This is a genomic window from Pseudomonas sp. 8 R 14 (assembly GCF_900005955.1).
Classification (GTDB): Bacteria; Pseudomonadota; Gammaproteobacteria; order Pseudomonadales; family Pseudomonadaceae; genus Aquipseudomonas; species Aquipseudomonas marginalis.
This window is the reverse complement of the sequence record NZ_CVTH01000092.1, coordinates 113,145-136,699: the sequence shown is the minus strand read 5'-3', so window position 1 is coordinate 136,699 and position 23,555 is coordinate 113,145. Positions and strand designations below refer to the sequence as shown.

The window sequence follows — 23,555 nt, the reverse complement described above, 5'->3', positions numbered from 1 at the left end:
GCTGGCTAATTACTGGACTCTATGGACAGAACCAAGGTTCCGAACTCGGCTATCATGCGCGCGTTTTCATGACAGGCATTGCGATAGCGCAACGTCAGTTGAGTCACCAGGAGAGTCGATGAACACCCTTTTTATGCACTGCCGCCCGGGGTTTGAGGGCGAAGTCTGTTCCGAGATCGCGGAACACGCCGCGCGCCTGAACGTTTCCGGCTACGCCAAGGCCAAGACCGGCAGCGCCTGCGCCGAATTTGTCTGCACCGAAGAAGACGGCGCCCAGCGCCTGATGCACGGCCAGCGCTTTGCCGAGCTGATCTTCCCGCGGCAGTGGGCGCGCGGGGTGTTTATCGACCTGCCGGAAACCGACCGTATCAGCGTGATCCTCGCTCACCTGCGTGAATTCCCGGTGTGCGGCAGCCTGTGGCTGGAGATGGTCGACACCAATGACGGCAAGGAACTCTCGAACTTCTGCAAGAAATTCGAAGTGCACCTGCGCAAAGCCTTGTTGAACGCCGGCAAGCTGGTGGACGACCCGAGCAAGCCGCGCCTGCTGCTGACCTTCAAAAGCGGCCGCGAAGTGTTCATGGGCCTGGCCGAGTCGAATAACTCGGCGATGTGGCCGATGGGCATCCCGCGGTTGAAATTCCCCCGGGACGCGCCCAGCCGCTCGACCCTGAAGCTGGAAGAGGCCTGGCACCACTTTATCCCCCGCGACCAGTGGGACGAGCGCCTGCATGGCGACATGACCGGCGTCGATCTGGGCGCGGCCCCTGGTGGCTGGACCTGGCAACTGGTCAACCGTGGCATGCTGGTGACCGCCATCGACAACGGTCCCATGGCCGAAAGCCTGATGGACACCGGCCTGGTGCAGCACCTGATGGCCGACGGCTTTACTTTCGTGCCCAAGCAGCCGGTGGACTGGATGGTGTGCGACATCGTCGAAAAGCCGGCGCGCAACGCGGCGCTGCTTGAGACCTGGATCGGCGAAGGGTATTGCCGCGAGGCGGTGGTGAACCTGAAGTTGCCGATGAAACAGCGTTACGCCGAGGTCAAGCGCCTGCTGGAACGTATCGAGGACGGTTTCAAGGCGCGCGGCATTCGGGTGGAGATCGGCTGCAAGCAGCTGTATCACGACCGTGAAGAAGTGACCTGCCACCTGCGTCGGCTGGTGGATGTGAAGAAAACCAAGGCCCGCTAAACTGAGCGCCGGTTTCAGGAGTAGACAATGAGCGATATTTTCGACACCGCCGTGGATGGCACCCTCGACGCAACGGGCCTCAACTGCCCTGAGCCGGTGATGATGCTGCACCAGCACATCCGCGACCTGCCGCCCGGCGGCTTGCTCAAGGTGATCGCGACCGACCCGTCGACGCGCCGCGATATCCCCAAGTTCTGCGTGTTCCTTGACCATGAACTGGTGGATCAACAGGAGCAGGCCGGTACCTATCTGTACTGGATCCGCAAAAAACTCGACTAACACCGGTCCCTGTAGGAGCGAGCTTGCTCGCGAAGGGCGTTAACGATGATGCGGGTATCCTGAAGGAACGCGGCGCTCTCGGGTTTTTCGCGAGCAAGCTCGCTCCTACAGGGGTACGCGTTGTGCTTATGCCTTGTTGGCGCGAATGCGCCGGCGTGCACTGCGCGCCAGGCGCACCAGCAGCATCCCCGCCGCACAGCTCAAGCCCACGATCAGCCCTTGCCACAAACCGCTCGGGCCGCTGGGTTCGCCCAGCCAGTTGCTCAGCCCCAGGGCGTACCCCACCGGCAGCCCCACGCCCCAATAGGCAAACAGGGTCAGCACCATGGTGACACGGGTGTCCTGGTAGCCCCGCAGGGCGCCGGCGGCGGTGACCTGGATCGAGTCACTGAACTGAAACAGCGCTGAAAACACGATCAGCGTCGAGGCCAGGTGTATGACGATGGGGTCCGGGGTGTAGATCGCCGCAATCTGCTCGCGAAACACCAGCATCAGGCTGCACGACAGACAGGCGTACGCCAGCGCCGTGCCCATGCCGACCCCGGCGGCGAAGCGTGCTTCACGCGCCTCGCCACGCCCCAGGGCCTGGCCGACGCGCACGGTGACGGCCATGCTCAGGGAGTAGGGGATCATGAACACCAGTGAGCTGACGTTCAGCGCGATCTGGTGCCCCGACACAACGGTGGCGCCCAGGCTGCCGAGCAGCAGGGCGATGACGGCAAAGATGCTCGATTCGGCAAAGATCGCGATGCCGATCGGCAGGCCAATCCCCAGTACGCGCTTGATCACCGACCACTGCGGCCAGTCGAAGCGCTTGAACAGTTCGCTGCTCTGGTAGGCCGCCCCCCAGCGGGTCCAGGCGGCCATGCCGAGCATCATCACCCACATCGCAATGGCCGTGGCCCAGCCGCAGCCCACGCCGCCCATGGCCGGCACGCCCAGGTGGCCGTAGATGAAGATGTAGTTCAGTGGAATATTCAGCGCCAGCCCGCACAGGCCCATGGCCATGCTGGGCAGGGTGCGGCCCAGGCCATCACTGAAACAGCGCAGCACGTAGTAGAGGGCGATGGCCGGCATCCCGGCGGCGATGCCATGCAGGTAGCCCATGGTGGGGGCGATAAGGTCCGGCTCGACCTTCATGGCATGCAGGATCGGCTCGGCGCAAAGCAACAGCAGTGCGCCGATGATGCCGACCACCACCGCCAGCCACAGTGACTGACGCACCAATGGCCCGATTTCGCCGTAGTGGCCCGCACCGTAGCGCTGGGCGACTTTCGGCGTGGTGGCCAGCAGCGTACCGGTCATCAGCAGGTACACCGGAATCCAGATCGAATTGCCCAGGCCCACCGCCGCCAGGTCCTGGGGGCTGACGCGCCCGGCCATCACCGCATCGACGAAGCTCATGGCCGTGGTTGCCAGTTGGCCGATCATGATCGGCAGCGCGAGCGTCAGCAGGCCACCCACTTCCCGGCTGATGCGGGCGGGGCGGGTGAGGGGGGCAGTGGCAGTGTTCACGTACGCAAGTCCAGTCAAGAGGGTGCAAGGCCGCGGATTCTACGCCTTGACGTAACGGTCAGGAAAAAACCTGTGTTAGGGATTTGTAAGCGACCTGCCAGCCCCCTCCCACATTGAAGATCGCATCCCTGTACACTGCTGATCCGCCAAAGGAGCCTGCCATGCTGATTGTTGCCGACGAAAATATCCCGCTGCTCGATGAGTTCTTCCAAGGATTTGGCGAGATTCGCCGAGTGTCCGGCCGTTCCATCGACCGCGCCACCGTCGAACAGGCCGATGTGCTGCTGGTGCGCTCGGTGACCAACGTCAACCGCGCCCTGCTGGACGGCACGCAGGTGCGTTTTGTCGGCACCTGCACCATCGGCACCGACCACCTCGACCTCGATTACTTCAAGCAGGCCGGTATCCAGTGGTCCAGCGCCCCCGGCTGCAATGCGCGTGGCGTGGTGGACTATGTGCTGGGCAGCCTGCAAACCCTGGCCGAGATCGAAGGCGCCGACCTCAATCAGCGTACCTATGGCGTGGTCGGCGCCGGTGAAGTGGGCGGGCGGCTGATCGAAGTGCTCAAGGGCCTGGGCTGGAACGTGCTGGTCTGCGACCCGCCGCGGCAGATCGCCGAAGACGGCGATTACGTCAGCCTCGAGCAGATCATCGAGCAATGCGATGTGATCAGCCTGCACACGCCGCTGACCAAGTCCGGCAATGGTTCCACCTGGCACCTGTTTGATCGCGACCGCCTCAACCGCCTCAAGCCCGGCGCCTGGCTGATCAACGCCAGCCGTGGCCCGGTGGTGGACAACGCGGCCCTGCGCGATGTGCTGCTGGCGCGTGAAGACCTGCAAGCGGTGCTGGACGTTTGGGAAGGCGAGCCCGAGGTGGACGTCGACCTGGCCGACCTGTGTGTGTTGGCCACCCCGCATATCGCCGGTTACAGCCTGGACGGCAAGCAGCGCGGTACGGCGCAGATCTATCAGGCGTTCTGCGGGCACCTGGGCCAGGAGCCGAGCATTCAGTTGGGCGACTTGTTGCCGCAACCGTGGCTGGCCGAAGTGCACTTGAACGCATCGACCGATCCGGCCTGGGCGCTGGCGACGTTGTGCCGCAGCGTGTACGACCCGCGCCGTGATGATGCGGATTTCCGCCGCAGCCTGGTGGGTACCGTCGAAGAACAACGCAAGGCGTTCGACGTGCTGCGCAAGCATTATCCGGAGCGTCGTGAAATCGACGGCTTGAAGGTGCGCATTGTGAATGGGGAGTCAGCGGTGTTGGCGCGCATCGTGTCCGCATTGGGCGCGGCAACCGTTTAAACACCGAATAAAAAACCCGGCCACCGGGGCCGGGTTTGAAAGAGCGTAGGCCCTTCAGCCTTGCTGGGCAGGCTTGACCAGTCGCTGTTCCAGCTCGCGGCACGCTTGCTGGATCATCTCTTCGGTAATCTGCACTTCGCGGCCCTGGGCGTCGATCACGGAGCAAGGCAAGTGCTGCGGTTGGCGGATCACTTCAATCTTGGCATCGCTGCTGTTTTGCAAGGTCATGGCCTGTCTCCTCATCAGGTTGTGTACCTACTGTATAACCCCCGAGTGACCGCGCTGTTACAACTCCTTACGAGATCACCGGTTCGAACACCCAGTCCACCAGAAACCGCTGTGGATTTCCAGCCGGGTGTTAGACCGATAGCCTCTAGGGGCCAGCATCGGCGGGCATAATTAACCTGACTCATTGTTATTCGCGCAAGTTCCCCCCATGTAAGCAGGCAGGTACCAACCCTTTCCGATCAGGTGATGCCCTCCATGCTCTCAGTCCGTCAACGCCGTGCAATTCGCCTGGCCAGTCGTTTCATCGCGCCCTACCGCTGGCAGGCCCTCGGTGCTCTGGTCGCGCTGATCGTCACCGCCGGCATCACCTTGTCCATGGGGCAGGGCATTCGCCTGCTGGTGGACCAGGGCTTCATGACCCAGTCACCGCACCTGCTCAACCAGTCCATCGGCCTGTTCATGGTGTTGGTGCTGGGCTTGGCCGTGGGCACGTTTGCGCGGTTTTACCTGGTGTCGTGGATCGGTGAGCGGGTGGTGGCGGACATTCGCCGGCAGGTCTTCAACCACCTGATCTACCTGCACCCGGGTTTCTACGAGAACAACCGCAGCTCGGAAATCCAATCGCGGCTGACCACCGACACCACCTTGCTGCAATCGGTGATCGGCTCGTCGTTGTCGCTGTTCCTGCGCAATGCCTTGATGGTGATCGGCGGCATCGTGCTGTTGTTCATCACCAACCCCAAGCTCACCAGCATCGTGGTGGTGGCGCTGCCGCTGGTGCTGGCGCCGATCCTGATCTTCGGCCGTCGCGTGCGCAGCCTGTCGCGCCTGAGCCAGGACCGTATTGCTGATGTGGGCAGCTACGTGTCCGAGACCCTTGGCCAGATCAAGACCGTGCAAGCCTATAACCACCAGGTCCAGGACGAGCAACGCTTTGCCGTGACCGTGGAAGAGGCGTTCACCACCGCACGCAAACGCATCGCCCAGCGCGCCTGGTTGATTACCCTGGTGATCATGCTGGTGCTGGGTGCGGTGGGCGTGATGCTGTGGGTCGGCGGCATGGATGTGATCAGCGGGCGCATTTCCGGCGGCGAGCTGGCTGCGTTCGTGTTCTACAGCCTGATCGTCGGCAGCGCCGTCGGTACCCTGAGCGAAGTCCTCGGTGAACTGCAACGTGCCGCCGGTGCAGCGGAGCGCATTGGTGAGCTGTTGCAGTCGAGCAACGAGATCCAGGCGCCGGCCACGGGTAAAGTGCAGTTGCCCGAGCGCGTCAGCGGCCGTATGGAGCTGCAGGACCTGCGTTTTTCCTACCCTTCGCGGCCGGACAGCTACGCCATCGACGGCCTGAACCTGACCATCAACCCCGGCGAAACCCTGGCACTGGTGGGGCCGTCCGGCGCGGGCAAATCGACGCTTTTCGACCTGCTGCTGCGCTTCTACGATCCCCAGCAAGGCCGCATCCTGATTGAAGGCCAGGCGCTGACCGATCTGGACCCCCTGGACCTGCGTCGCCACTTCGCCCTGGTGTCCCAGAGCCCGGCGCTGTTCTTCGGCAGCGTCGAGGAGAACATCCGCTACGGCAACCCAGCGGCCACGCGCGAGCAAGTCGAAGCCGCCGCCCGCATCGCCCACGCCCACGATTTCATCCTGCAAATGCCCGACGGCTACCAGACCCACCTCGGCGACGGCGGCATGGGCCTCTCCGGCGGCCAGCGCCAACGATTGGCGATTGCTCGTGCGTTGCTGGTGGACGCGCCGATCCTGCTGCTGGACGAAGCCACCAGTGCCCTGGATGCCCAGAGTGAACACCTGATCCAGCAAGCGTTGCCGCAATTGATGCAAGGGCGTACCACGCTGGTTATCGCCCATCGACTGGCGACGGTGAAGAACGCTGACCGTATCGCGGTGATGGATCAGGGCAGGCTGGTGGCGGTGGGCACGCATCAGCAGTTGATTGCGAGCAATCCGTTATATGCGCGATTGGCGGCGTTGCAGTTCAGTGATGGGGTTGAGGAGAGCAGCGAACACTGAGTTGCGGTGCGCATAAAAAATGCCCGCATCTCTCAATGCGGGCATTTTCATTTCTGCTTCAAACCTTATTGATCATCAAAGTAGCGCTCATGCCAGTCCACCAACGGCTGTGGCGAGTTGAGCTTCTGCCCGTAGATCACCGAATAAGACAGCACGTTCTGCACATACTGGCGGGTTTCGTCGAACGGGATGCTTTCCACCCATACGTCGAAACTCAGGTGGTCGGCGCCACGTAGCCACTGGCGCACGCGGCCGGGACCGGCGTTGTAGGCGGCGGAGGCGAGGACACGGTTGCCGTTGAACTGACTGTGCACCTGGCTCAGGTAAGCCGCGCCGAGCTGGATGTTTTTGTCCGGGTCCAGCACCTGGGCGGGTGAGGCCAGGGGGATGCTGAACTTGCGCGCAGTGTCCTTGGCGGTGCCGGGCATCAGTTGCATCAGGCCGCTGGCGCCGACCCCGGAGCGGGCGTCGTCCATGAATGCGCTTTCCTGGCGGGTGATGGCGAATACCCAACTGGAATGCAGGCCACGGACCTTGGCTTCGCGCACCAGGGTGTCGCGGTGGGCCATCGGGAAGCGGATGTCCAGGTCATCCCAGTACTGGGCCTGGCTGATGGTGCGGATCGCTGGGAAGTACCACTTCATGTCGTAGGCCAGCTTGGCCTGGGCGACCATTTCGTCACGGTTGAAATGGCGGCTGACGTGGTACCACTCGCGGCGGCCATCCACGATCTGGCCACGGGCGTAGAACTCAAGGGCACGGCGCACACCCGGGGTGTTACGCACTTTGTTGACCAGCGCCTGGCTCATCAGCAGCGGCTTGTTCTTCAACTGGTACGGAGCCTTGGAGCGATCGGCGGCCAGGAAGCCATAGAAGTCCCGCTCCTGTGCGAGGTTCTTATACAGCACCAGGGCTTGCGGGTTTTTCGGCTCGGCCAGTTCCAGGCTACGGGCCTGCCAGTAGCGCCAGCGGTTGGTGGTGGCCAAATCCTGCGGGAGTTTGCGCGTCAGTTGGTAGGCATCTTCCCAGCGGGCCAGGCGCAACAGCAGGCGCAGGCGCCATTCGGACACGGTGTTGTCGCGCAACTCGGGGTCGTACTTGGTCATCACCTCAAGCGCTCGCGGGTCGAAGCGCTTGGCCAGGGTCAGGCCGATTTCACGGGCGATTGCCACTTTTTCGTCACGGGAAAAGTGCATGCTGCTGGCGTAACCGTCGAGCAGGGCCATGGCCTTGTCCGGATCCTGGCGTGCCAGGCGGCGCAGGCCCAGGCCGACGGCGTCAGACATCGCCTCGGTGGCCGGTAGGAAGCGCGACGGGTCGCCGAGCATGTCGGGCTTCTGTGCTACGTCCACCATCAGGCGGCCCTGGGCGCCCAGGGTCGGCAGGGTTTTTACCAGGCTGTTGGCCAGCGGGTAATTGCGTGCTTCGGCGGCGAGTTTGGCGCGGTCCCAAATTTTTTGTTCAGTGAGTTGGCCGTCGGCGGCCCATTGGCTGAAGGTGGCATCACAGGCGGCCGGCTGGGATTTGCCGGTCATCCAGAGTTTTTCCGTGGTTTTGTAGCCTTCAGCCTTCAAGTTGTGGGTCAGTTGGAACTGGCCATGCAGGCAGTCCAGCTCGACGAAATTGAGCTTGGGGTCGTAGTACTTTTCAAAGGTCTGCCAGTCGCCACGCTCGGCCAACCAGCGCAACCAGCGCAGCTTCATCCAGTTGGCCTGGGGCAGGTCGCCGTTTTTGGCAAGGAATTGTTCGATTTCCTCGTTGCTGGCGGTCTTCAGCCGGGCGGTCAGTTCGTCGTAGGCCAGGTAAGGCGTCAGCGGGTAGTCGGCCAGGGCCTGGCTGTATTGCATGTAGGGGCCGGTATCGCCCTTGGCCAGGGCGCGTTTGGCTTCATCGTAATATTGACGTTGGGTGGTGAGGTCCACGGCCTGGGCGGATTGAACGGCGGTGGCGGAAAAAAGCAGACAAGATAAAAAGTTGAAAAGGCGACTGCGCATGAGACGTCCGTGCAGAGAAATCACGACTAGCACCGGCACCGCCGACACTGATTGCCCCTAGCTTAGCCTTTTGCCAGCGGCCGGCGAAAGCTTTGCCGGGTGGTTCGTTCAAGTTCTCCGGAAATGTCCTACAGAACGTGTCGGTAGCGAAAATGCTGGCCGCATCCCACCCTCAAGTCAGGTAGAATGCGCGCCCAGTTTTTGGAGAAGCGTATGACCCTGCTCAAATTCAGCGATGTGTCCCTTGCTTTCGGCGCTATGCCGTTGTTGGACAAGGTGTCCTGGCAGATCGCCCGTGGTGAGCGGGTGTGCATCATCGGCCGCAACGGCACCGGCAAGTCCAGCATGATGAAGCTGGTAAAGGGCGACCAGAAGCCCGATGACGGCTCTGTCTGGCGCGCCCCAGGCCTCAAGATTGGCGAATTGCCGCAGGAATTGCCGGTTGCCGACGGACGGACTGTGTTCGACGTGGTTGCCGAAGGCCTGGACGGTGTCGGTGAGTTGCTTGCGCAATACCATCACCTGGCCCAGAACTGCGTCACCGAAGCCGACCTGGACAAGCTGATGCACGTCCAGCAGGACCTCGAAGCCCGTGACGGCTGGCGCCTGCAGCAACTGGTGGACAGCACCTTGAGCCGCCTGCAGCTGCCGGCCGACAAGACCCTCGCCGAGTTGTCCGGCGGCTGGCGTCGTCGTGTGCTGCTGGCCCAGGCCCTGGTGTCCGAGCCCGACCTGCTGCTGCTTGACGAGCCAACCAACCACCTGGACATCGGCGCCATCGCCTGGCTGGAAGAAGCCCTCAAGGATTTCCAGGGCGCCGTGCTGTTTATCACGCACGACCGTTCCTTCCTGCAAAACCTGGCGACGCGCATCCTTGAGCTGGATCGTGGCGGCCTGATCGACTGGAACGGCGACTACGCCAGCTTCCTGGTGCACAAGGAAGCTGCGCTGTCCGCCGAAGAAACCGCCAACGCCCTGTTCGACAAGAAACTGGCCCAGGAAGAAGTCTGGATCCGCCAGGGCATCAAGGCGCGCCGTACCCGTAACGAAGGCCGCGTGCGTGCCCTCAAGGCCCTGCGCGTCGAGCGCAGCGAACGTCGCGAGCGCACCGGCAAGGCCAATATCCAGCTGGATACCGCCGATAAGTCGGGCAAGCAGGTCATGGTGCTCGAGAACGTCAGCTTCCATCACCCGGATGGCCCGTTCCTGATCAAGGACTTCTCCATGGTCCTGCAACGCGGCGACCGTATCGGCCTGTTGGGTGCCAACGGTACCGGCAAGACCACCTTGCTCAAGCTGATGCTCAATGGTCTGCAACCGACCAGCGGCACGGTGGAAGAGGGCACGCGCATCGACGTGGCCTACTTCGACCAGTTGCGCCATCAGTTGGACCTGGAAAAGACCGTGATCGACAACGTCGCCGAAGGCCGCGACTTTATCGATATCGACGGCCAGAGCCGCCACGTACTCAGCTACCTGGGTGATTTCCTGTTCAGCCCGCAACGTGCGCGTACGCCCGTGAAGGCCTTGTCCGGTGGCGAGCGTGCGCGCCTGCTGCTGGCCAAGTTGTTCAGCAAGCCGGCCAACCTGCTGGTGCTCGACGAACCGACCAACGACCTCGACGTGGAAACCCTCGAGCTGCTGGAAGAGGTCCTGCTGACCTTCAACGGCACTGTGCTGATGGTCAGCCACGACCGGGCATTCCTCGACAACGTGGTCACCAGCACCCTGGTCTTCGAAGGTGAAGGCAAGGTGCGCGAATACGTCGGTGGTTACCAGGACTGGCTGCGTCAGGGCGGCTCGCCGCGCCTGTTGGGCGTGACCGAGAGCAAGTCCGGCAAGGCCGACCTGGCCTCCGCTGTGGTGGCTCCGGTGGAAGCGGCTGCACCGGCCCAGGAAGCGGCACCGGCGGCCAAGAAGAAACTCAGCTACAAGCTGCAGCGTGAGCTGGAAGCCTTGCCGGGTGATATCGACGCCAAGGAACAGCAGATCGCCGCAGTAGAAGCGGAAATGGCTGACGCGGGTTTCTACCTGCGTCCGGCGGCGGAAACCGCCAAGGTCATCGCCTCCCTGGAGACGTTGAACCAGGAGCTGGAAGTGCTGGTCGAGCGTTGGGCCGAGCTGGATGCCTGAGTGACCTTCGTGCAATAAAAAAGCCCGGCGCCCTAATATGGGCGCCGGGCTTTTTCATATGAAATGCGGTTCAAATGTGGCCTTAAGAGGTTTTTACCAGTCTGACGGCCAATACATCGCACGGCGCACCGTGCAGCACATCATTGGCAGTAGAACCCAGCAGCAACGCCAAACCATGACGGCCATGGCTGCCGACCACGATCAGGTCGCAATGCTGCTCCTTGGCCAGGTGGTGGATTTCCTGGCGCGGTTGGCCGTAGGTGAGGTGGGAGTTTTCCTTGGTCACTTCGGGGTATTTGACGATCAGGCGGTCAAGGCGCTCCTTGGCCTGGTCGAACTGTTGTTGCTGCAATTGGGAAAGGTCCATGGGCACGTCGCCGCCAAAGGCCATGGCCATGGGCTCGACGATATGCACCAGTGACAGTTTTGCGCCACTGGCAACGGCAAACGCTCGGGCGCGCTTGATCACTGGATCGCACTCTTCGGTCAGGTCTACGGCGACCAGAATATGTTCGTAGGACATGGGGCGTTCCTCCAGGGGACTGCAATAGATTCAGTATGGCTGCTTTCAAGCGGATAGGGTTGCGTCAGGTCAAATCCGCTCATCAGAAAAATCGGGAGTACACATATGACGGTCTGGATAGTGGTGTCAATCCTTGTCGTGGTTCTGAGCCCCCTGGCATGGCTGCGCCCATCACGCCATCAGAGCGGGCGCATGGCCCTGCGCATGGAGGCACGCCGCATCGGCCTGGCCATGCAACTGGCGCCCCAGGAGTGGCCGCACTGGCTCAAGCAAGAGCCGCCGAGCCCGTGTGCGCAGTACTGCCGACCCCGGCGCGGCAGTATGCCGGCCGTTTGGAGCTACTGGCAGCTGGAGCCTGGCGTGTGGGTCAATCAGTGGCGCGAAGTGTGTGTGGACGAGAAGTTGTTGCCGCATTTTGCAACGCTGCCGGCGAATGTCTACAAGGTCGAGGCCGACAAGCAAATGATCGCCCTTTACTGGGGCGAGAAGGGCGAGGCGAGCGACCTGCTCGCCATTGATACATTGCTCAAGGCCCTGGCCTGATGCTGCCCTCTGCCGCTCTCTGTAGGAGCGAGCTTGCTCGCGAAAATCGTCAACGATAACGCGGGTATTCAGGTTATACGCGGCGCCCTTGAATTTTTCGCGAGCAAGCTCGCTCCTACAAAAATACCAAACGCCAGGCAATAAAAAGCCCGAAAGCATCATCGGGCTGGAGTTGGCCAGGCAGGCCGGTAAATCTGGGTTTTCCGCGTCGGATGTTCATCCAGGCGCGTTACGGTTGTCGCTAGCCTAGCGGCATATCCGGTTCTGTACAGCGGTTTTCCCTATCTTTTTCATTATTGATTTCGTGAATAGTTGAATATTGACGAATCGCGGGCCTGGCCCCGGGGTTCTGAAATGACTGGAAAGTCGCGTTTTTCCTAGCCTTTCGAGCGATTGACAATTGCTCGGAATTGGATGAAGGTGGCGTACCCAAATCAAACGGGCGTATGAATTGAGCGTTTGTCTGTCAGACCGCTCATACAGAAACCCGACTATCGCATTGGCGGGTGTGCCTGGCGGATTGGCCTGAGCATTGACGAAATTATCAATGTCCAAGCATAGGCCAGCGTCCAATGTGTACTGTTCAGCTTCCATATCGTGGAGATCAGTTGATGATTTACGAAGGTAAAGCCATCACGGTTAAGGCTCTTGAAAGTGGCATCGTCGAACTGAAGTTCGACCTCAAGGGTGAGTCCGTCAACAAGTTCAACCGTCTAACCCTGAACGAACTGCGTCAGGCCGTAGACACCATCAAGGCTGATGCATCGATCAAAGGCGTGATCGTCTCCAGCGGCAAGGACGTGTTTATCGTCGGCGCTGACATCACCGAATTCGTCGACAACTTCAAGCTGCCCGATGCCGAGCTGGTGGCTGGCAACCTCGAAGCCAACAAGATTTTCAGCGATTTCGAAGACCTCAACGTACCGACCGTTGCCGCGATCAATGGCATCGCGCTGGGCGGCGGCCTGGAAATGTGCCTGGCGGCGGACTTCCGCGTCATGGCGGCCACAGCCAAGATCGGCCTGCCTGAAGTCAAGCTGGGCATCTACCCGGGCTTCGGCGGCACCGTGCGCCTGCCGCGCATCATTGGTGCCGACAACGCCATCGAGTGGATTGCCGCCGGCAAGGAAAACCGTGCCGAAGACGCACTGAAAGTCGGTGCCGTCGACGCCGTGGTGGCTCCGGACAAGCTGGCCGAAGCCGCGTTGAACCTGATCAAGGGCGCCATCAGCGGCGAATTTGACTACAAGGCCAAGCGTCAGCCGAAGCTGGAAAAACTCAAGCTCAACGCCATCGAACAAATGATGTCGTTCGAAACCGCCAAGGGTTTCGTGGCTGGCCAGGCCGGCCCGAACTACCCGGCGCCGGTTGAAGCGATCAAGACCATCCAGAAGGCCGCGAACTTCGGTCGCGACAAAGCCCTGGAAGTGGAAGCAGCAGGCTTCGTCAAACTGGCCAAGACCTCGGCGGCCCAGAGCCTGATCGGCCTGTTCCTGAACGACCAGGAGCTGAAGAAAAAGGCCAAGGCCTACGACGAAATCGCCAAGGACGTGAAACAGGCTGCCGTGCTCGGCGCCGGTATCATGGGCGGCGGTATCGCCTATCAGTCGGCGTCCAAAGGCACGCCGATCCTGATGAAGGACATCAACGAACACGGTATCGAACAGGGCCTGGCCGAAGCCGCCAAGCTGCTGGTCGGCCGCGTTGATAAAGGTCGTATGACTGCGGCGAAGATGGCTGAAGTGCTTAACGGTATTCGTCCTACGCTGTCCTACGGCGATTTCGGCCATGTCGACCTGGTGGTCGAAGCGGTTGTCGAGAATCCGAAGGTCAAGCAGGCGGTACTGGCTGAAGTTGAAGGCCACGTCAAAGACGACACCATCCTGGCCTCGAACACCTCGACCATTTCCATTTCGCTGCTGGCCAAGGCCCTCAAGCGTCCGGAAAACTTCGTCGGCATGCACTTCTTCAACCCGGTGCACATGATGCCGCTGGTGGAAGTGATCCGTGGCGAGAAGTCCAGCGAGCTGGCGATTGCCACCACCGTTGCCTACGCCAAGAAAATGGGCAAGAACCCGATCGTGGTCAACGACTGCCCGGGCTTCCTGGTCAACCGCGTGCTGTTCCCGTACTTCGGCGGTTTCGCCAAGCTGGTGAGTGCCGGTGTGGACTTCGTGCGCATCGACAAGGTCATGGAAAAATTCGGCTGGCCAATGGGCCCGGCGTACCTGATGGACGTGGTCGGCATCGACACCGGCCACCACGGTCGTGGCGTGATGGCTGAAGGCTTCCCGGACCGCATGAAAGACGACCGCCGCTCGGCGATCGACGCGCTCTACGAGGCCAAGCGCCTGGGCCAGAAGAACGGCAAGGGTTTCTACGCCTACGAGGCGGACAAGAAGGGCAAGCAGAAGAAAGTGGCCGACCCGTCGGTGCACGAAGTGCTGGCTCCGGTCATCTACGAACAGCGTGAGGTGTCGGATGAGGACATCATCAACTGGATGATGATCGCCCTGTGCCTGGAAACCGTGCGTTGCCTGGAAGACGGCATCGTTGAAACCGCCGCCGAGGCCGATATGGGCCTGGTGTACGGTATTGGCTTCCCTCCATTCCGTGGTGGTGCGCTGCGTTACATCGACTCGATCGGTGTGGCCGAGTTCGTTGCCCTGGCTGATCAATACGCTGATCTGGGCCCGCTGTACCACCCGACCGCGAAGCTGCGTGAGATGGCCAAGAACGGCCAGCGCTTCTTCGGTTAAGTGCCCAGACGACTAGAGCGAGAATATTTATGAGCTTGAATCCAAGAGACGTCGTGATTGTCGACTTCGGTCGTACGCCGATGGGCCGCTCCAAGGGCGGCATGCACCGCAACACCCGCGCTGAAGACATGTCGGCGCACCTGATCAGCAAGCTGCTGGAACGCAACGTCAAGGTCGACCCGAACGAAGTCGAGGACGTGATCTGGGGCTGCGTCAACCAGACCCTGGAGCAGGGCTGGAACATCGCGCGCATGGCGTCGCTGATGACGCAGATCCCGCACACGGCAGCCGGCCAGACCGTCAGCCGCCTGTGTGGCTCGTCCATGAGTGCGCTGCATACCGCCGCCCAGGCGATCATGACCGGCAACGGTGATGTATTCGTGGTCGGTGGCGTGGAGCACATGGGCCACGTCAGCATGATGCACGGCGTCGATCCTAACCCGCACATGTCGCTGTACGCGGCAAAAGCCTCGGGCATGATGGGCCTGACCGCGGAAATGCTCGGCAAGATGCACGGCATTACCCGTGAAGCCCAGGACGCGTTCGGCGTGCGTTCCCACCAGCTCGCCCACAAGGCGACCGTGGAAGGCAAGTTCAAGGATGAAATCATCCCGATGAACGGCTACGACGAGAACGGTTTCCTCAAGCTGTTCGACTACGACGAAACCATTCGTCCGGATACCACCCTGGAAAGCCTGGCGGCCCTCAAGCCTGCCTTCAATCCGAAGGGCGGCACCGTGACGGCGGGTACTTCGTCGCAAATCACCGACGGCGCCTCGTGCATGATCGTGATGTCGGCGCAGCGTGCCCAGGACCTCGGCATCCAGCCGCTGGCAGTGATTCGTTCGATGGCGGTGGCGGGTGTGGACCCGGCAATCATGGGCTATGGTCCAGTACCGGCGACACAAAAAGCCTTGAAGCGCGCGGGCCTGACCATCTCCGATATCGACTTCTTCGAACTCAACGAAGCTTTCGCTGCACAGGCCCTGCCGGTGCTGAAAGATTTGAAAGTGCTCGACAAGATGAACGAGAAGGTTAACCTGCACGGCGGTGCGATTGCCCTGGGCCACCCATTCGGTTGCTCCGGTGCGCGTATTTCCGGCACTTTGCTTAACGTGATGAAGCAAAATGGCGGTAACCTTGGGGTTGCAACCATGTGCATTGGTCTCGGCCAAGGCATCTCCACCGTCTTCGAACGCGTCTAAGCGTTGAGTCGACGGAAGCCGGGGCCCAGTGCCCCGGTTTTTGTTTTTTGGAATTTTTAATATTTTTTTCAACAAATTTTGTAAGGGGGCCAGAGCATGAAAGTCGAACCAGGGCTCTACCAACATTATAAAGGTCCGCAGTACCGCGTTTTCAGCGTGGCACGGCATTCCGAGACCGAAGAAGAAGTGGTGTTCTACCAAGCACTGTATGGCGATTACGGCTTTTGGGTGCGCCCCTTGAGCATGTTCCTGGAGACCGTCGAAGTTGACGGCGAGCAGGTCCCGCGCTTTGCTTTGGTCCAGGTCGAACCCAGTCTTTTTTCAGGGCAATAACGGCAGGTCGCGCAGAATGCTGCGCTTGACCTCACCTTGTTGCCACTATATATAGCGTTGCCGCGTCAGGCGCCAACTGCCTTTCACTTCTCGAATTCAGGAATTTTCCGATCCATGGGCAAATCGCTGGTCATTGTGGAATCCCCGGCTAAGGCCAAGACCATCAACAAGTACTTGGGCAACGAGTACGTGGTGAAGTCGAGTATCGGCCATATCCGAGACCTGCCCACCAGCGGTTCGGCTAGCGCCAGCAAGGAGCCTGCCGCCAAGCGCGGCAAGGCGGCTGCGGGCGAAGGTCCGGTGCTCACGCCTAAAGAGAAAGCGCGCAAGCAGCTGGTCTCGCGCATGGGTGTGGACCCGGATCATGGCTGGAAGGCCAAGTACGAAATCCTTCCGGGCAAGGAAAAGGTCATCGAAGAGCTGCGCCGGCTCGCCAAGGATGCCGACACCATCTATCTCGCAACGGACTTGGACCGCGAAGGGGAAGCCATTGCCTGGCACCTGCGGGAAGCCATCGGCGGTGATGACAGCCGCTACAAGCGTGTGGTGTTTAACGAAATCACCAAGAAAGCCATCCAGGAAGCCTTCTCCAAGCCGGGCGAGCTGGACATCGATCGTGTCAACGCCCAGCAGGCCCGTCGTTTCCTCGACCGCGTGGTGGGTTACATGGTCTCGCCGCTGCTGTGGGCCAAGATCGCCCGTGGCCTGTCCGCCGGCCGTGTGCAATCGGTAGCGGTCAAGCTGGTGGTGGAGCGCGAGCGTGAGATCCGTGCGTTCAACCCCGAGGAATACTGGGAAGTCCACGCCGACCTGGGCACCGCCAAGGGCGCCAACGTGCGCTTCGAAGTGGCCCGTGAGAAAGGCGAGGCGTTCAAGCCGCTGAACGAAGCCCAGGCCATGGCCGCGCTGGAGAAGCTCAAGGCCTCCAGCTACAGCATCGTCAAGCGTGAAGACAAACCGACCAGCAGCAAGCCGTCGGCGCCGTTCATCACCTCCACCCTGCAACAGGCCGCAAGTAACCGCCTGGGCTTCGGGGTGAAGAAAACCATGATGATGGCCCAGCGTCTGTACGAAGCCGGCTACATCACTTATATGCGTACCGACTCCACCAACCTGTCGCAAGACGCGGTGGCGATGGCGCGTACCTATATTGAAAGCGAATTCGGCAAGAAGTACCTGCCGGAGAAGCCGAACGTCTACAGCAGCAAAGAAGGCGCCCAGGAGGCTCACGAAGCGATTCGTCCTTCCGATGCCAACACCGAGCCAAGCAAGCTGAGTGGCATGGAGCGCGACGCTGAGCGCCTCTACGAGCTGATCTGGCGCCAGTTCCTGGCTTGCCAGATGCTGCCGGCGCAATACCTGTCCACTACTGTCAGCGTGGGTGCGGGCGATTTCGAGTTGCGTGCCAAGGGCCGTATCCTCAAGTTCGACGGCTACACCCGTGTGATGCCGCAGATCGCCAAGCCTGGCGATGACGATGTGCTGCCGGACATGGCCCAGGGCGACACGCTGAAGCTGATCAAGCTCGACCCGTCCCAGCACTTCACCAAGCCGCCGGCGCGTTATTCGGAAGCCAGCCTGGTGAAAGAGATGGAGAAGCGCGGTATCGGTCGTCCGTCGACCTACGCGGCGATCATCTCCACCATCCAGGACCGTGGCTACGTCGCGCTGCACAACCGTCGTTTCTATTCGGAAAAGATGGGCGATATCGTTACCGAGCGCCTGTCCGAGAGCTTCTCCAACCTGATGGACTACGGCTTTACCGCCGGTATGGAAGAGAACCTCGATGACGTGGCCCAGGGCGAGCGCGACTGGAAAAACGTGCTCGACGAGTTCTACGGCGACTTCAAGAAAAAACTCGAAGTGGCTGAAAGCCCCGAGAGCGGCATGCGTGCCAACCAGCCGGTGATGACCGACATCCCGTGCCTGACCTGTGGCCGTCCGATGCAGATTCGTACCGCATCCACCGGCGTGTTCCTCGGTTGCTCGGGCTACAGCCTGCCGCCGAAAGAACGCTGCAAGGCCACCGTCAACCTGGTGCCGGGTGATGAAATCGCCGCCGACGACGAGGGTGAATCCGAGTCGCTGGTACTGCGTGGCAAGCACCGCTGCCCCATCTGCAGCACGGCGATGGACGCCTACCTGCTGGACGAGAAGCACAAGCTGCACATCTGCGGTAACAACCCGGATTGCGACGGCTACGAGATCGAAGAGGGCAGTTACCGCATCAAGGGCTATGAAGGCCCGAGCCTGGAATGCGACAAGTGCGGCAGCGAGATGCAGCTTAAGACCGGCCGCTTCGGCAAGTTTTTCGGTTGCACCAACCCGACCTGCAAGAACACGCGCAAACTGCTGAAAAGCGGTGACGCGGCGCCGCCGAAGATGGACCCGGTGAAGATGCCGGAACTCAAGTGCGAGAAGGTCAACGACACCTACATCCTGCGTGACGGCGCCTCGGGCCTGTTCCTGGCGGCCAGCCAGTTCCCGAAAAATCGCGAGACCCGAGCGCCGTTGGTGCTGGAGATCGTGCCGCACAAGGACGAGATCGATCCGAAGTACCACTTCCTGTGTGACGCGCCGAAGAAGGACCCGGATGGTCGCCCAGCCGTGATCCGCTACAGCCGCAAGACCAAGGAGCAGTACGTGCAGACCGAAGTGGACGGCAAGCCAACCGGCTGGAAAGCGTTCTACGACGGTGGCAAGTGGAAGGTCGAGGACAAGCGCCAGGGCGCTTGACCCGCTAGTCTGTTAACGTTAGAAGCCGTCTGTATAGACGGCTTTTGCTTGCTGTGGGAACGAGGAGGACGCCTGGTCCTCGCTCGCGAAGGTTGTTAACGATTACGCGAAAAACCTGGCACCGAACGGTGCTCTGAAGTTTTTCGCGAGCAAGCTCGCTCCTACATAGCCAGCATCACGCTTATTCGTTGTGGAGATTGCCGTTATGGCCAACGAGCTCTATACCCGTACCAATCAGAAAATTTATTTTGCGGGTTTGTCCCTGGAAGCCCTTGGCCGTGCCGAGGAGGGGAAGGAGATGAACGCGATTGCGCTGGTCCAGGCCGGGCGTGAAGCCGCGTTGTTCCACCTGTATGGTGCGTTACTGGGCTTGTGTCATGAGATCGCCGGGTTCTACCGCTTGCCCCAGGCCGGTTCGCCCCGTGCGGAAATGATCATGAATCGTGAGGTGCTGGAAAGCATGGCGATCCCTGAGCTGGCCGAGTTGGTGGAAATGGCGCAGAGCCCTGACAGCTGGGTCGCGCGTCTGCTTAAGGCCCATGCGGATATGTTTCAGCCGCCCCGTGTTCCCCATGTGCCCAAGGGCGATGTGACCCAGCCCTTGATCGTGGCGGTGGCGCTGGAAGAGGAAGAGCCCGAGCCACTGAGTCGCGAAGAGTTGGAAGGCTGGCGTCAGGCGCTGAAAAAGATGGCATTGCGCTTTCGTGAAGGTTTGAACGAGTGCTGAACGTTGGTCGGATTCACATGGCACCGTTCATCAAGCCGTAAAGAAACCTCTTCAGATCCTCAGCGAGGCCGGGCGGATGACTGATATAATCCCGGCCTTTCGTGGAGAACAGACTTTTATGCCGACGTCCTTTCTGGAAATTGTTGAGTTGCCTGACGGCCGAATCGAGCTGCGCCGGGCCGAGGACGAAGGTTCTCTGGTTATCCTGGATTTTTCCGAGGACGCCAAGGTGTTCCTGCAGGGCCAGCACGTGGAAGTGGCAAAAGCCATGTTGAGCGTTGGTGTGCAGATGGCCGGTCGCCTGGCAGAAGGCGAGCCCGAGAAAGAAGACGGCCCGCGCGTTCTTCACTGAGTGTGGCAAGTGGGTTCGCTGTTGTGGCAAGCCCGCTCACCACAACAGGCCCCCTCCACAGGGATAGCCTGCGGCACACAGAATTAACCCAATCGAATATTCAAGCTCTGTGCATCGCCGGTACGCGCTGCGCTGATCAGCTGTGCCTTGGCAGTGGCATTCAGCGGGTTGAGCCAGCTCACCACGGTGTGGCTACGGCCCAGGCGCAAGGCTTCACAGGTCAACTGCTGAGCACTTTGCGCACCGCGCGGTTGCAGCAGCAGGATGCGCTCGCGATTAAGGCCGGCATCCCGCAGCCAGGCCTGGGTCAGGCTGGCGGGCGGGGCGATCAGCGTCAACCAGCGTGCATCCTGTTCCTCGCTCAGTTCACGAAGGATCGGCGCCAGCAGGCTCAGGCAGCTCCCGGCCGCACCGCGCAACGACAGTTCACTGAACGCCTCAGGTTCGGCGCTCCAGGGCGCCTCGACCGTTTCCTTGAGGATGGGCGCAAGGGGTTGGGCCATAAAGGCCTCGAACAGCGACAGTTGTGTGTGTTGGGGGGTGTGCACGAGCTGCATGATGCCTCCTTTAGCGGCGAATGACGCCGACGCTCAGGCCTTCGATCACCAGGTCCTGATCTTTCAGGTTCACTTCAATCGGGGCGAACTCAGGGTTCTCGGCCAGGAGCCAGACCTTGCTGCCTTCGCGCTTGAAGCGTTTGACGGTGACTTCATCGCCGATACGGGCGACGACGATCTGGCCGTTACGGGCTTCTCGGGTGGTGTGGACGGCCAGCAGGTCGCCATCGAAGATACCCACGTCCTTCATGCTCATGCCATGTACCCGCAACAGGTAGTCGGCGCGAGGGTGGAAGAAGGTCGGGTTGATGTTGCAGGATTCCTCGACGTGCTGCTGCGCCAGGATGGGCGCGCCGGCGGCGACGCGACCGATGATCGGCAGTGTCGATTCGTCGGCCTTGGCTTCGAAGCCAGGGATGCGAATACCCCGTGAAGCACCGGGGGTCATCTCGATCGCGCCTTTGCGAGCGAGGGCCTTGAGGTGTTCTTCGGCGGCGTTGGGGGACTTGAACCCCAGTTCCAGCGCAATTTCGGCTCGTGTCGGCGGGTAGCCGTTGTCATCGAGGCAGCGCTTGATAAAAGCCAGAATCTCAGCTTGGCGTGGCGTCAGTTTTAGCATGTTGATCGCTCTGTCTTTTTATACAGTGACTGGGATTATATACAGTGGACTGCGCTTGGCAATCATCCTTTTCTACGCCTCCGCTGGACGGTCATTCGTTAACTGTCCTACAAGGCAGAGATAGCGCTGCCTACAGACCTGGGAGTATGTGATTAAATAGCGATGAAATAGATGACTGCCCGGCCGGAAAGCGAACTTGCAGGCTTGACAAGACACACCCTGAAACGTATGTTTCAAACAAGTGTTTGTCAGGCGGAGTATCCATGGCCCAGTCGGAAACCGTTGAACGCATTCTCGATGCTGCCGAGCAATTGTTCGCGGAAAAAGGATTTGCTGAAACTTCATTGCGGCTGATCACCAGCAAGGCCGGGGTCAACCTCGCCGCGGTGAACTACCATTTCGGCTCGAAAAAGGCCCTGATCCAGGCGGTATTCTCGCGCTTCCTGGGGCCGTTCTGTGCCAGCCTCGACCGTGAACTCGAGCGCCGCCAGGCCAAGGCCGACCACAAGCCGACCCTGGAAGACCTGCTGGAAATGCTCGTGGAGCAGGCGCTGGTGGTTCAGCCACGCAGCGGCAATGACCTGTCGATCTTCATGCGCCTGTTGGGCCTGGCATTCAGCCAGAGCCAGGGCCACTTGCGCCGTTACCTGGAAGACATGTACGGCAAGGTATTCCGCCGCTATATGTTGCTGGTCAACGAAGCCGCCCCGCGTATTCCGCCGATCGAACTGTTCTGGCGCGTGCACTTCATGCTCGGTGCAGCCGCATTCAGCATGTCCGGGATCAAGGCGTTGCGTGCGATTGCCGAGACCGATTTCGGCGTGAACACTTCCATTGAGCAGGTCATGCGCCTGATGGTGCCATTCCTTGCCGCCGGTATGCGCGCTGAAACCGGCGTGACCGACTCGGCCATGGCTGCCGCCCAGTTGCGCCCACGCAGCAAATCCACGCCAGCTGCCGCCAAGGTTTGACCGCTCCGGGTGTGCGCGGCCGCTTGCATCCGCTAAGCTAGCCGCCCATGCCGAATTCAGCTATTTACTCGCAACCTGTTGTCCTCACTGCGCCTGGTGAGGACAACGGGTTGCGTGCGTTATTTAAGGAAGGTTTATGACTGCTGCCCTGCAAGGTTCTTTGATGGTCGACGTGGCCGGTACTTGGCTGACGGCCGAGGATCGCCACCTGTTGCGCCAGCCTGAGGTCGGTGGCCTGATCATTTTTGCGCGCAATATCGAGCATCCGCGCCAGGTGCGGGAATTGAGCGCGGCGATTCGTGCGGTGCGCCCGGACCTGCTGCTGGCGGTCGACCAGGAAGGCGGTCGCGTACAGCGCCTGCGCCAAGGCTTTGTGCGCCTGCCGGCCATGCGCGCGTTGGCGGACAACCCCAACGCCGAGTACCTGGCCGAGCAGTGCGGCTGGATCATGGCCACTGAAGTGCTGGCGGTCGGCCTCGACCTGAGCTTCGCCCCGGTACTGGACCTGGACTACCAGCGCAGCGCCGTGGTCGGCACCCGTTCCTTCGAGGGCGATCCCGAGCGCGCCGCCGTGCTTGCCGGTGCCTTTATCCGTGGCATGAACAGCGCCGGCATGGCCGCCACCGGTAAGCACTTCCCGGGCCATGGCTGGGCCGAGGCCGACTCTCACGTCGCGATTCCCAATGACGAACGCAGCCTGGAACAGATTCGCGCCAATGACCTGGTGCCTTTCGCACGCCTGAGCAAGCAGTTGGCGGCAGTGATGCCGGCGCATGTTATCTACCCGCAGGTGGATGCGCAGCCTGCCGGCTTCTCACGCCGCTGGTTGCAGGACATCCTGCGCGGCGAGTTGCAGTTCGATGGGGTGATTTTCAGCGATGACCTGTCGATGGCCGGTGCCCATGTGGTCGGCGACGCGGCCAGTCGGATCGAGGCGGCGCTGACCGCAGGTTGCGACATGGGGCTGGTGTGCAACGACCGTGCGGCGGCTGAGCTGGCGCTGAGTGCGGCGCAGCGCATGAAGGTCACGCCATCGGCCCGCATCGCGCGTATGCGTGGGCAGGCGATTGCTTCGACTGACTATAAACAGGACCCACGTTGGTTAACGGCCCTGGCTGCTCTGAGAGCCGCTCAACTCATCGACTAATGCGTAGCAGCTGTCGAGCGCAAGCGAGGCTGCGCCAGGCGCGCTGATGATCCAGGACCGGGTCGGGGCCTACGCAGCCTCGCTTGCGCTCGACAGCTGCTACGAATGCCATGGCCTCACCCCCCCCGTAGCAGCTGCCGAGCGCAAGCGAGGCTGCGTAGGCCGCGCTGATGATCCAGGACCGAGTCGCGGCCTACGCAGCCTCGCCGGGGCTCGACAGCTGCTACGAATGCCATGGCCTCACCCCCCCGTAGCAGCTGCCGAGCGCAAGCGAGGCTGCGTAGGCCGCGCTGATGATCCAGGACCGAGTCGCGGCCTACGCAGCCTCGCCGAGGCTCGACAGCTGCTACGAATGCCATGGCCTCACCCCCCGTAGCAGCTGCCGAGCGCAAGCGAGGCTG

The 23,555-nt window shown here is 61.3% G+C and carries 20 protein-coding genes; 14 read left to right on the top strand and 6 right to left on the bottom strand.

What is annotated here, in order from left to right; all coding sequences use genetic code 11:
• Positions 1-118: 118 nt before the first annotated feature.
• Positions 119-1,195, top strand: a complete 1,077-nt coding sequence (gene rlmM / locus BFQ01_RS30180) for a 23S rRNA (cytidine(2498)-2'-O)-methyltransferase RlmM (protein ID WP_046490414.1) — start codon at positions 119-121, stop codon at positions 1,193-1,195.
• A gap of 27 nt (positions 1,196-1,222) precedes the next feature.
• On the top strand, positions 1,223-1,474 hold the full coding sequence (gene tusA / locus BFQ01_RS30175) for a sulfurtransferase TusA (RefSeq protein ID WP_065928166.1): 252 nt from the start codon (positions 1,223-1,225) through the stop codon (positions 1,472-1,474).
• Between the two features lie 126 nt (positions 1,475-1,600).
• Here tusA and BFQ01_RS30170 read toward each other — a convergent pair whose 3' ends face one another.
• A complete protein-coding gene (locus BFQ01_RS30170; protein WP_065928165.1) occupies positions 1,601-2,989 on the bottom strand; it encodes an MATE family efflux transporter in 1,389 nt (462 codons plus the stop codon).
• A gap of 161 nt (positions 2,990-3,150) precedes the next feature.
• On the opposite strand from BFQ01_RS30170, the gene pdxB reads away from it, so the two are divergent.
• A complete protein-coding gene (gene pdxB / locus BFQ01_RS30165; RefSeq protein WP_065928164.1) occupies positions 3,151-4,296 on the top strand; it encodes a 4-phosphoerythronate dehydrogenase PdxB in 1,146 nt (381 codons plus the stop codon).
• Positions 4,297-4,350: 54 nt separating this feature from the next.
• Here pdxB and BFQ01_RS32690 read toward each other — a convergent pair whose 3' ends face one another.
• Positions 4,351-4,524 (bottom strand): PA1571 family protein, encoded by a 174-nt coding sequence (locus BFQ01_RS32690; protein WP_027604248.1) that lies wholly within the window; start codon positions 4,522-4,524, stop codon positions 4,351-4,353.
• A gap of 246 nt (positions 4,525-4,770) precedes the next feature.
• Here BFQ01_RS32690 and BFQ01_RS30160 point away from each other — a divergent pair, with 246 nt between their 5' ends.
• Positions 4,771-6,555 carry an ABC transporter transmembrane domain-containing protein gene (locus tag BFQ01_RS30160; protein ID WP_176718772.1) on the top strand — a complete coding sequence of 595 codons (1,785 nt, stop codon included), beginning with the start codon at positions 4,771-4,773 and terminating at the stop codon, positions 6,553-6,555.
• Between the two features lie 65 nt (positions 6,556-6,620).
• Here BFQ01_RS30160 and BFQ01_RS30155 read toward each other — a convergent pair whose 3' ends face one another.
• On the bottom strand, positions 6,621-8,549 hold the full coding sequence (locus tag BFQ01_RS30155) for a transglycosylase SLT domain-containing protein (protein WP_065928162.1): 1,929 nt from the start codon (positions 8,547-8,549) through the stop codon (positions 6,621-6,623).
• Between the two features lie 213 nt (positions 8,550-8,762).
• On the opposite strand from BFQ01_RS30155, the gene BFQ01_RS30150 reads away from it, so the two are divergent.
• Entirely contained in the window at positions 8,763-10,682 is a 1,920-nt protein-coding gene (locus BFQ01_RS30150; RefSeq protein ID WP_065928161.1) for an ATP-binding cassette domain-containing protein, read from the top strand.
• 82 nt (positions 10,683-10,764) lie between these two features.
• Here the strand turns inward: BFQ01_RS30150 and BFQ01_RS30145 are convergent, their stop codons facing one another.
• Complete coding sequence (locus BFQ01_RS30145) at positions 10,765-11,205, bottom strand: universal stress protein (RefSeq protein ID WP_027604244.1); 441 nt, start codon at positions 11,203-11,205, stop codon at positions 10,765-10,767.
• A 105-nt stretch (positions 11,206-11,310) separates the two neighbouring features.
• Between BFQ01_RS30145 and BFQ01_RS30140 the strand changes: the two genes are divergently transcribed.
• The 7 genes from BFQ01_RS30140 to BFQ01_RS30110 all read left to right on the top strand — a co-directional run bounded on the left by BFQ01_RS30140 (position 11,311) and on the right by BFQ01_RS30110 (position 19,860).
• The gene (locus BFQ01_RS30140) at positions 11,311-11,748 is read left to right on the top strand and encodes a hypothetical protein (RefSeq protein ID WP_027604243.1); all 438 of its coding nucleotides are present in this window, start codon (positions 11,311-11,313) and stop codon (positions 11,746-11,748) included.
• 611 nt (positions 11,749-12,359) lie between these two features.
• Entirely contained in the window at positions 12,360-14,507 is a 2,148-nt protein-coding gene (fadB, locus tag BFQ01_RS30135; RefSeq protein ID WP_065928160.1) for a fatty acid oxidation complex subunit alpha FadB, read from the top strand.
• A gap of 29 nt (positions 14,508-14,536) precedes the next feature.
• A complete protein-coding gene (gene fadA / locus BFQ01_RS30130) occupies positions 14,537-15,712 on the top strand; it encodes an acetyl-CoA C-acyltransferase FadA (RefSeq protein WP_026136849.1) in 1,176 nt (391 codons plus the stop codon).
• Between the two features lie 96 nt (positions 15,713-15,808).
• Entirely contained in the window at positions 15,809-16,045 is a 237-nt protein-coding gene (locus tag BFQ01_RS30125; protein ID WP_027604241.1) for a DUF1653 domain-containing protein, read from the top strand.
• Positions 16,046-16,159: 114 nt separating this feature from the next.
• Complete coding sequence (topA, locus tag BFQ01_RS30120; protein WP_065928159.1) at positions 16,160-18,781, top strand: type I DNA topoisomerase; 2,622 nt, start codon at positions 16,160-16,162, stop codon at positions 18,779-18,781.
• A gap of 205 nt (positions 18,782-18,986) precedes the next feature.
• Positions 18,987-19,508: a DUF6586 family protein gene (locus tag BFQ01_RS30115; RefSeq protein WP_027604239.1), complete on the top strand. Its 522-nt coding sequence runs from the start codon at positions 18,987-18,989 to the stop codon at positions 19,506-19,508.
• Positions 19,509-19,626: 118 nt separating this feature from the next.
• Positions 19,627-19,860, top strand: a complete 234-nt coding sequence (locus BFQ01_RS30110; RefSeq protein ID WP_010212068.1) for a hypothetical protein — start codon at positions 19,627-19,629, stop codon at positions 19,858-19,860.
• Between the two features lie 83 nt (positions 19,861-19,943).
• Here BFQ01_RS30110 and sulA read toward each other — a convergent pair whose 3' ends face one another.
• Together sulA and lexA are read right to left on the bottom strand one after the other, a co-directional pair.
• Positions 19,944-20,417: an SOS-induced cell division inhibitor SulA gene (sulA, locus tag BFQ01_RS30105; protein ID WP_027604238.1), complete on the bottom strand. Its 474-nt coding sequence runs from the start codon at positions 20,415-20,417 to the stop codon at positions 19,944-19,946.
• A 10-nt stretch (positions 20,418-20,427) separates the two neighbouring features.
• Positions 20,428-21,036 (bottom strand): transcriptional repressor LexA, encoded by a 609-nt coding sequence (lexA, locus tag BFQ01_RS30100; RefSeq protein WP_003172575.1) that lies wholly within the window; start codon positions 21,034-21,036, stop codon positions 20,428-20,430.
• 263 nt (positions 21,037-21,299) lie between these two features.
• On the opposite strand from lexA, the gene BFQ01_RS30095 reads away from it, so the two are divergent.
• Both BFQ01_RS30095 and nagZ read left to right on the top strand, forming a co-directional pair.
• Complete coding sequence (locus BFQ01_RS30095) at positions 21,300-22,007, top strand: TetR/AcrR family transcriptional regulator (RefSeq protein WP_027604237.1); 708 nt, start codon at positions 21,300-21,302, stop codon at positions 22,005-22,007.
• A gap of 136 nt (positions 22,008-22,143) precedes the next feature.
• Positions 22,144-23,154, top strand: a complete 1,011-nt coding sequence (gene nagZ, locus BFQ01_RS30090) for a beta-N-acetylhexosaminidase (protein ID WP_065928158.1) — start codon at positions 22,144-22,146, stop codon at positions 23,152-23,154.
• The last annotated feature ends 401 nt before the right edge of the window (positions 23,155-23,555 follow it).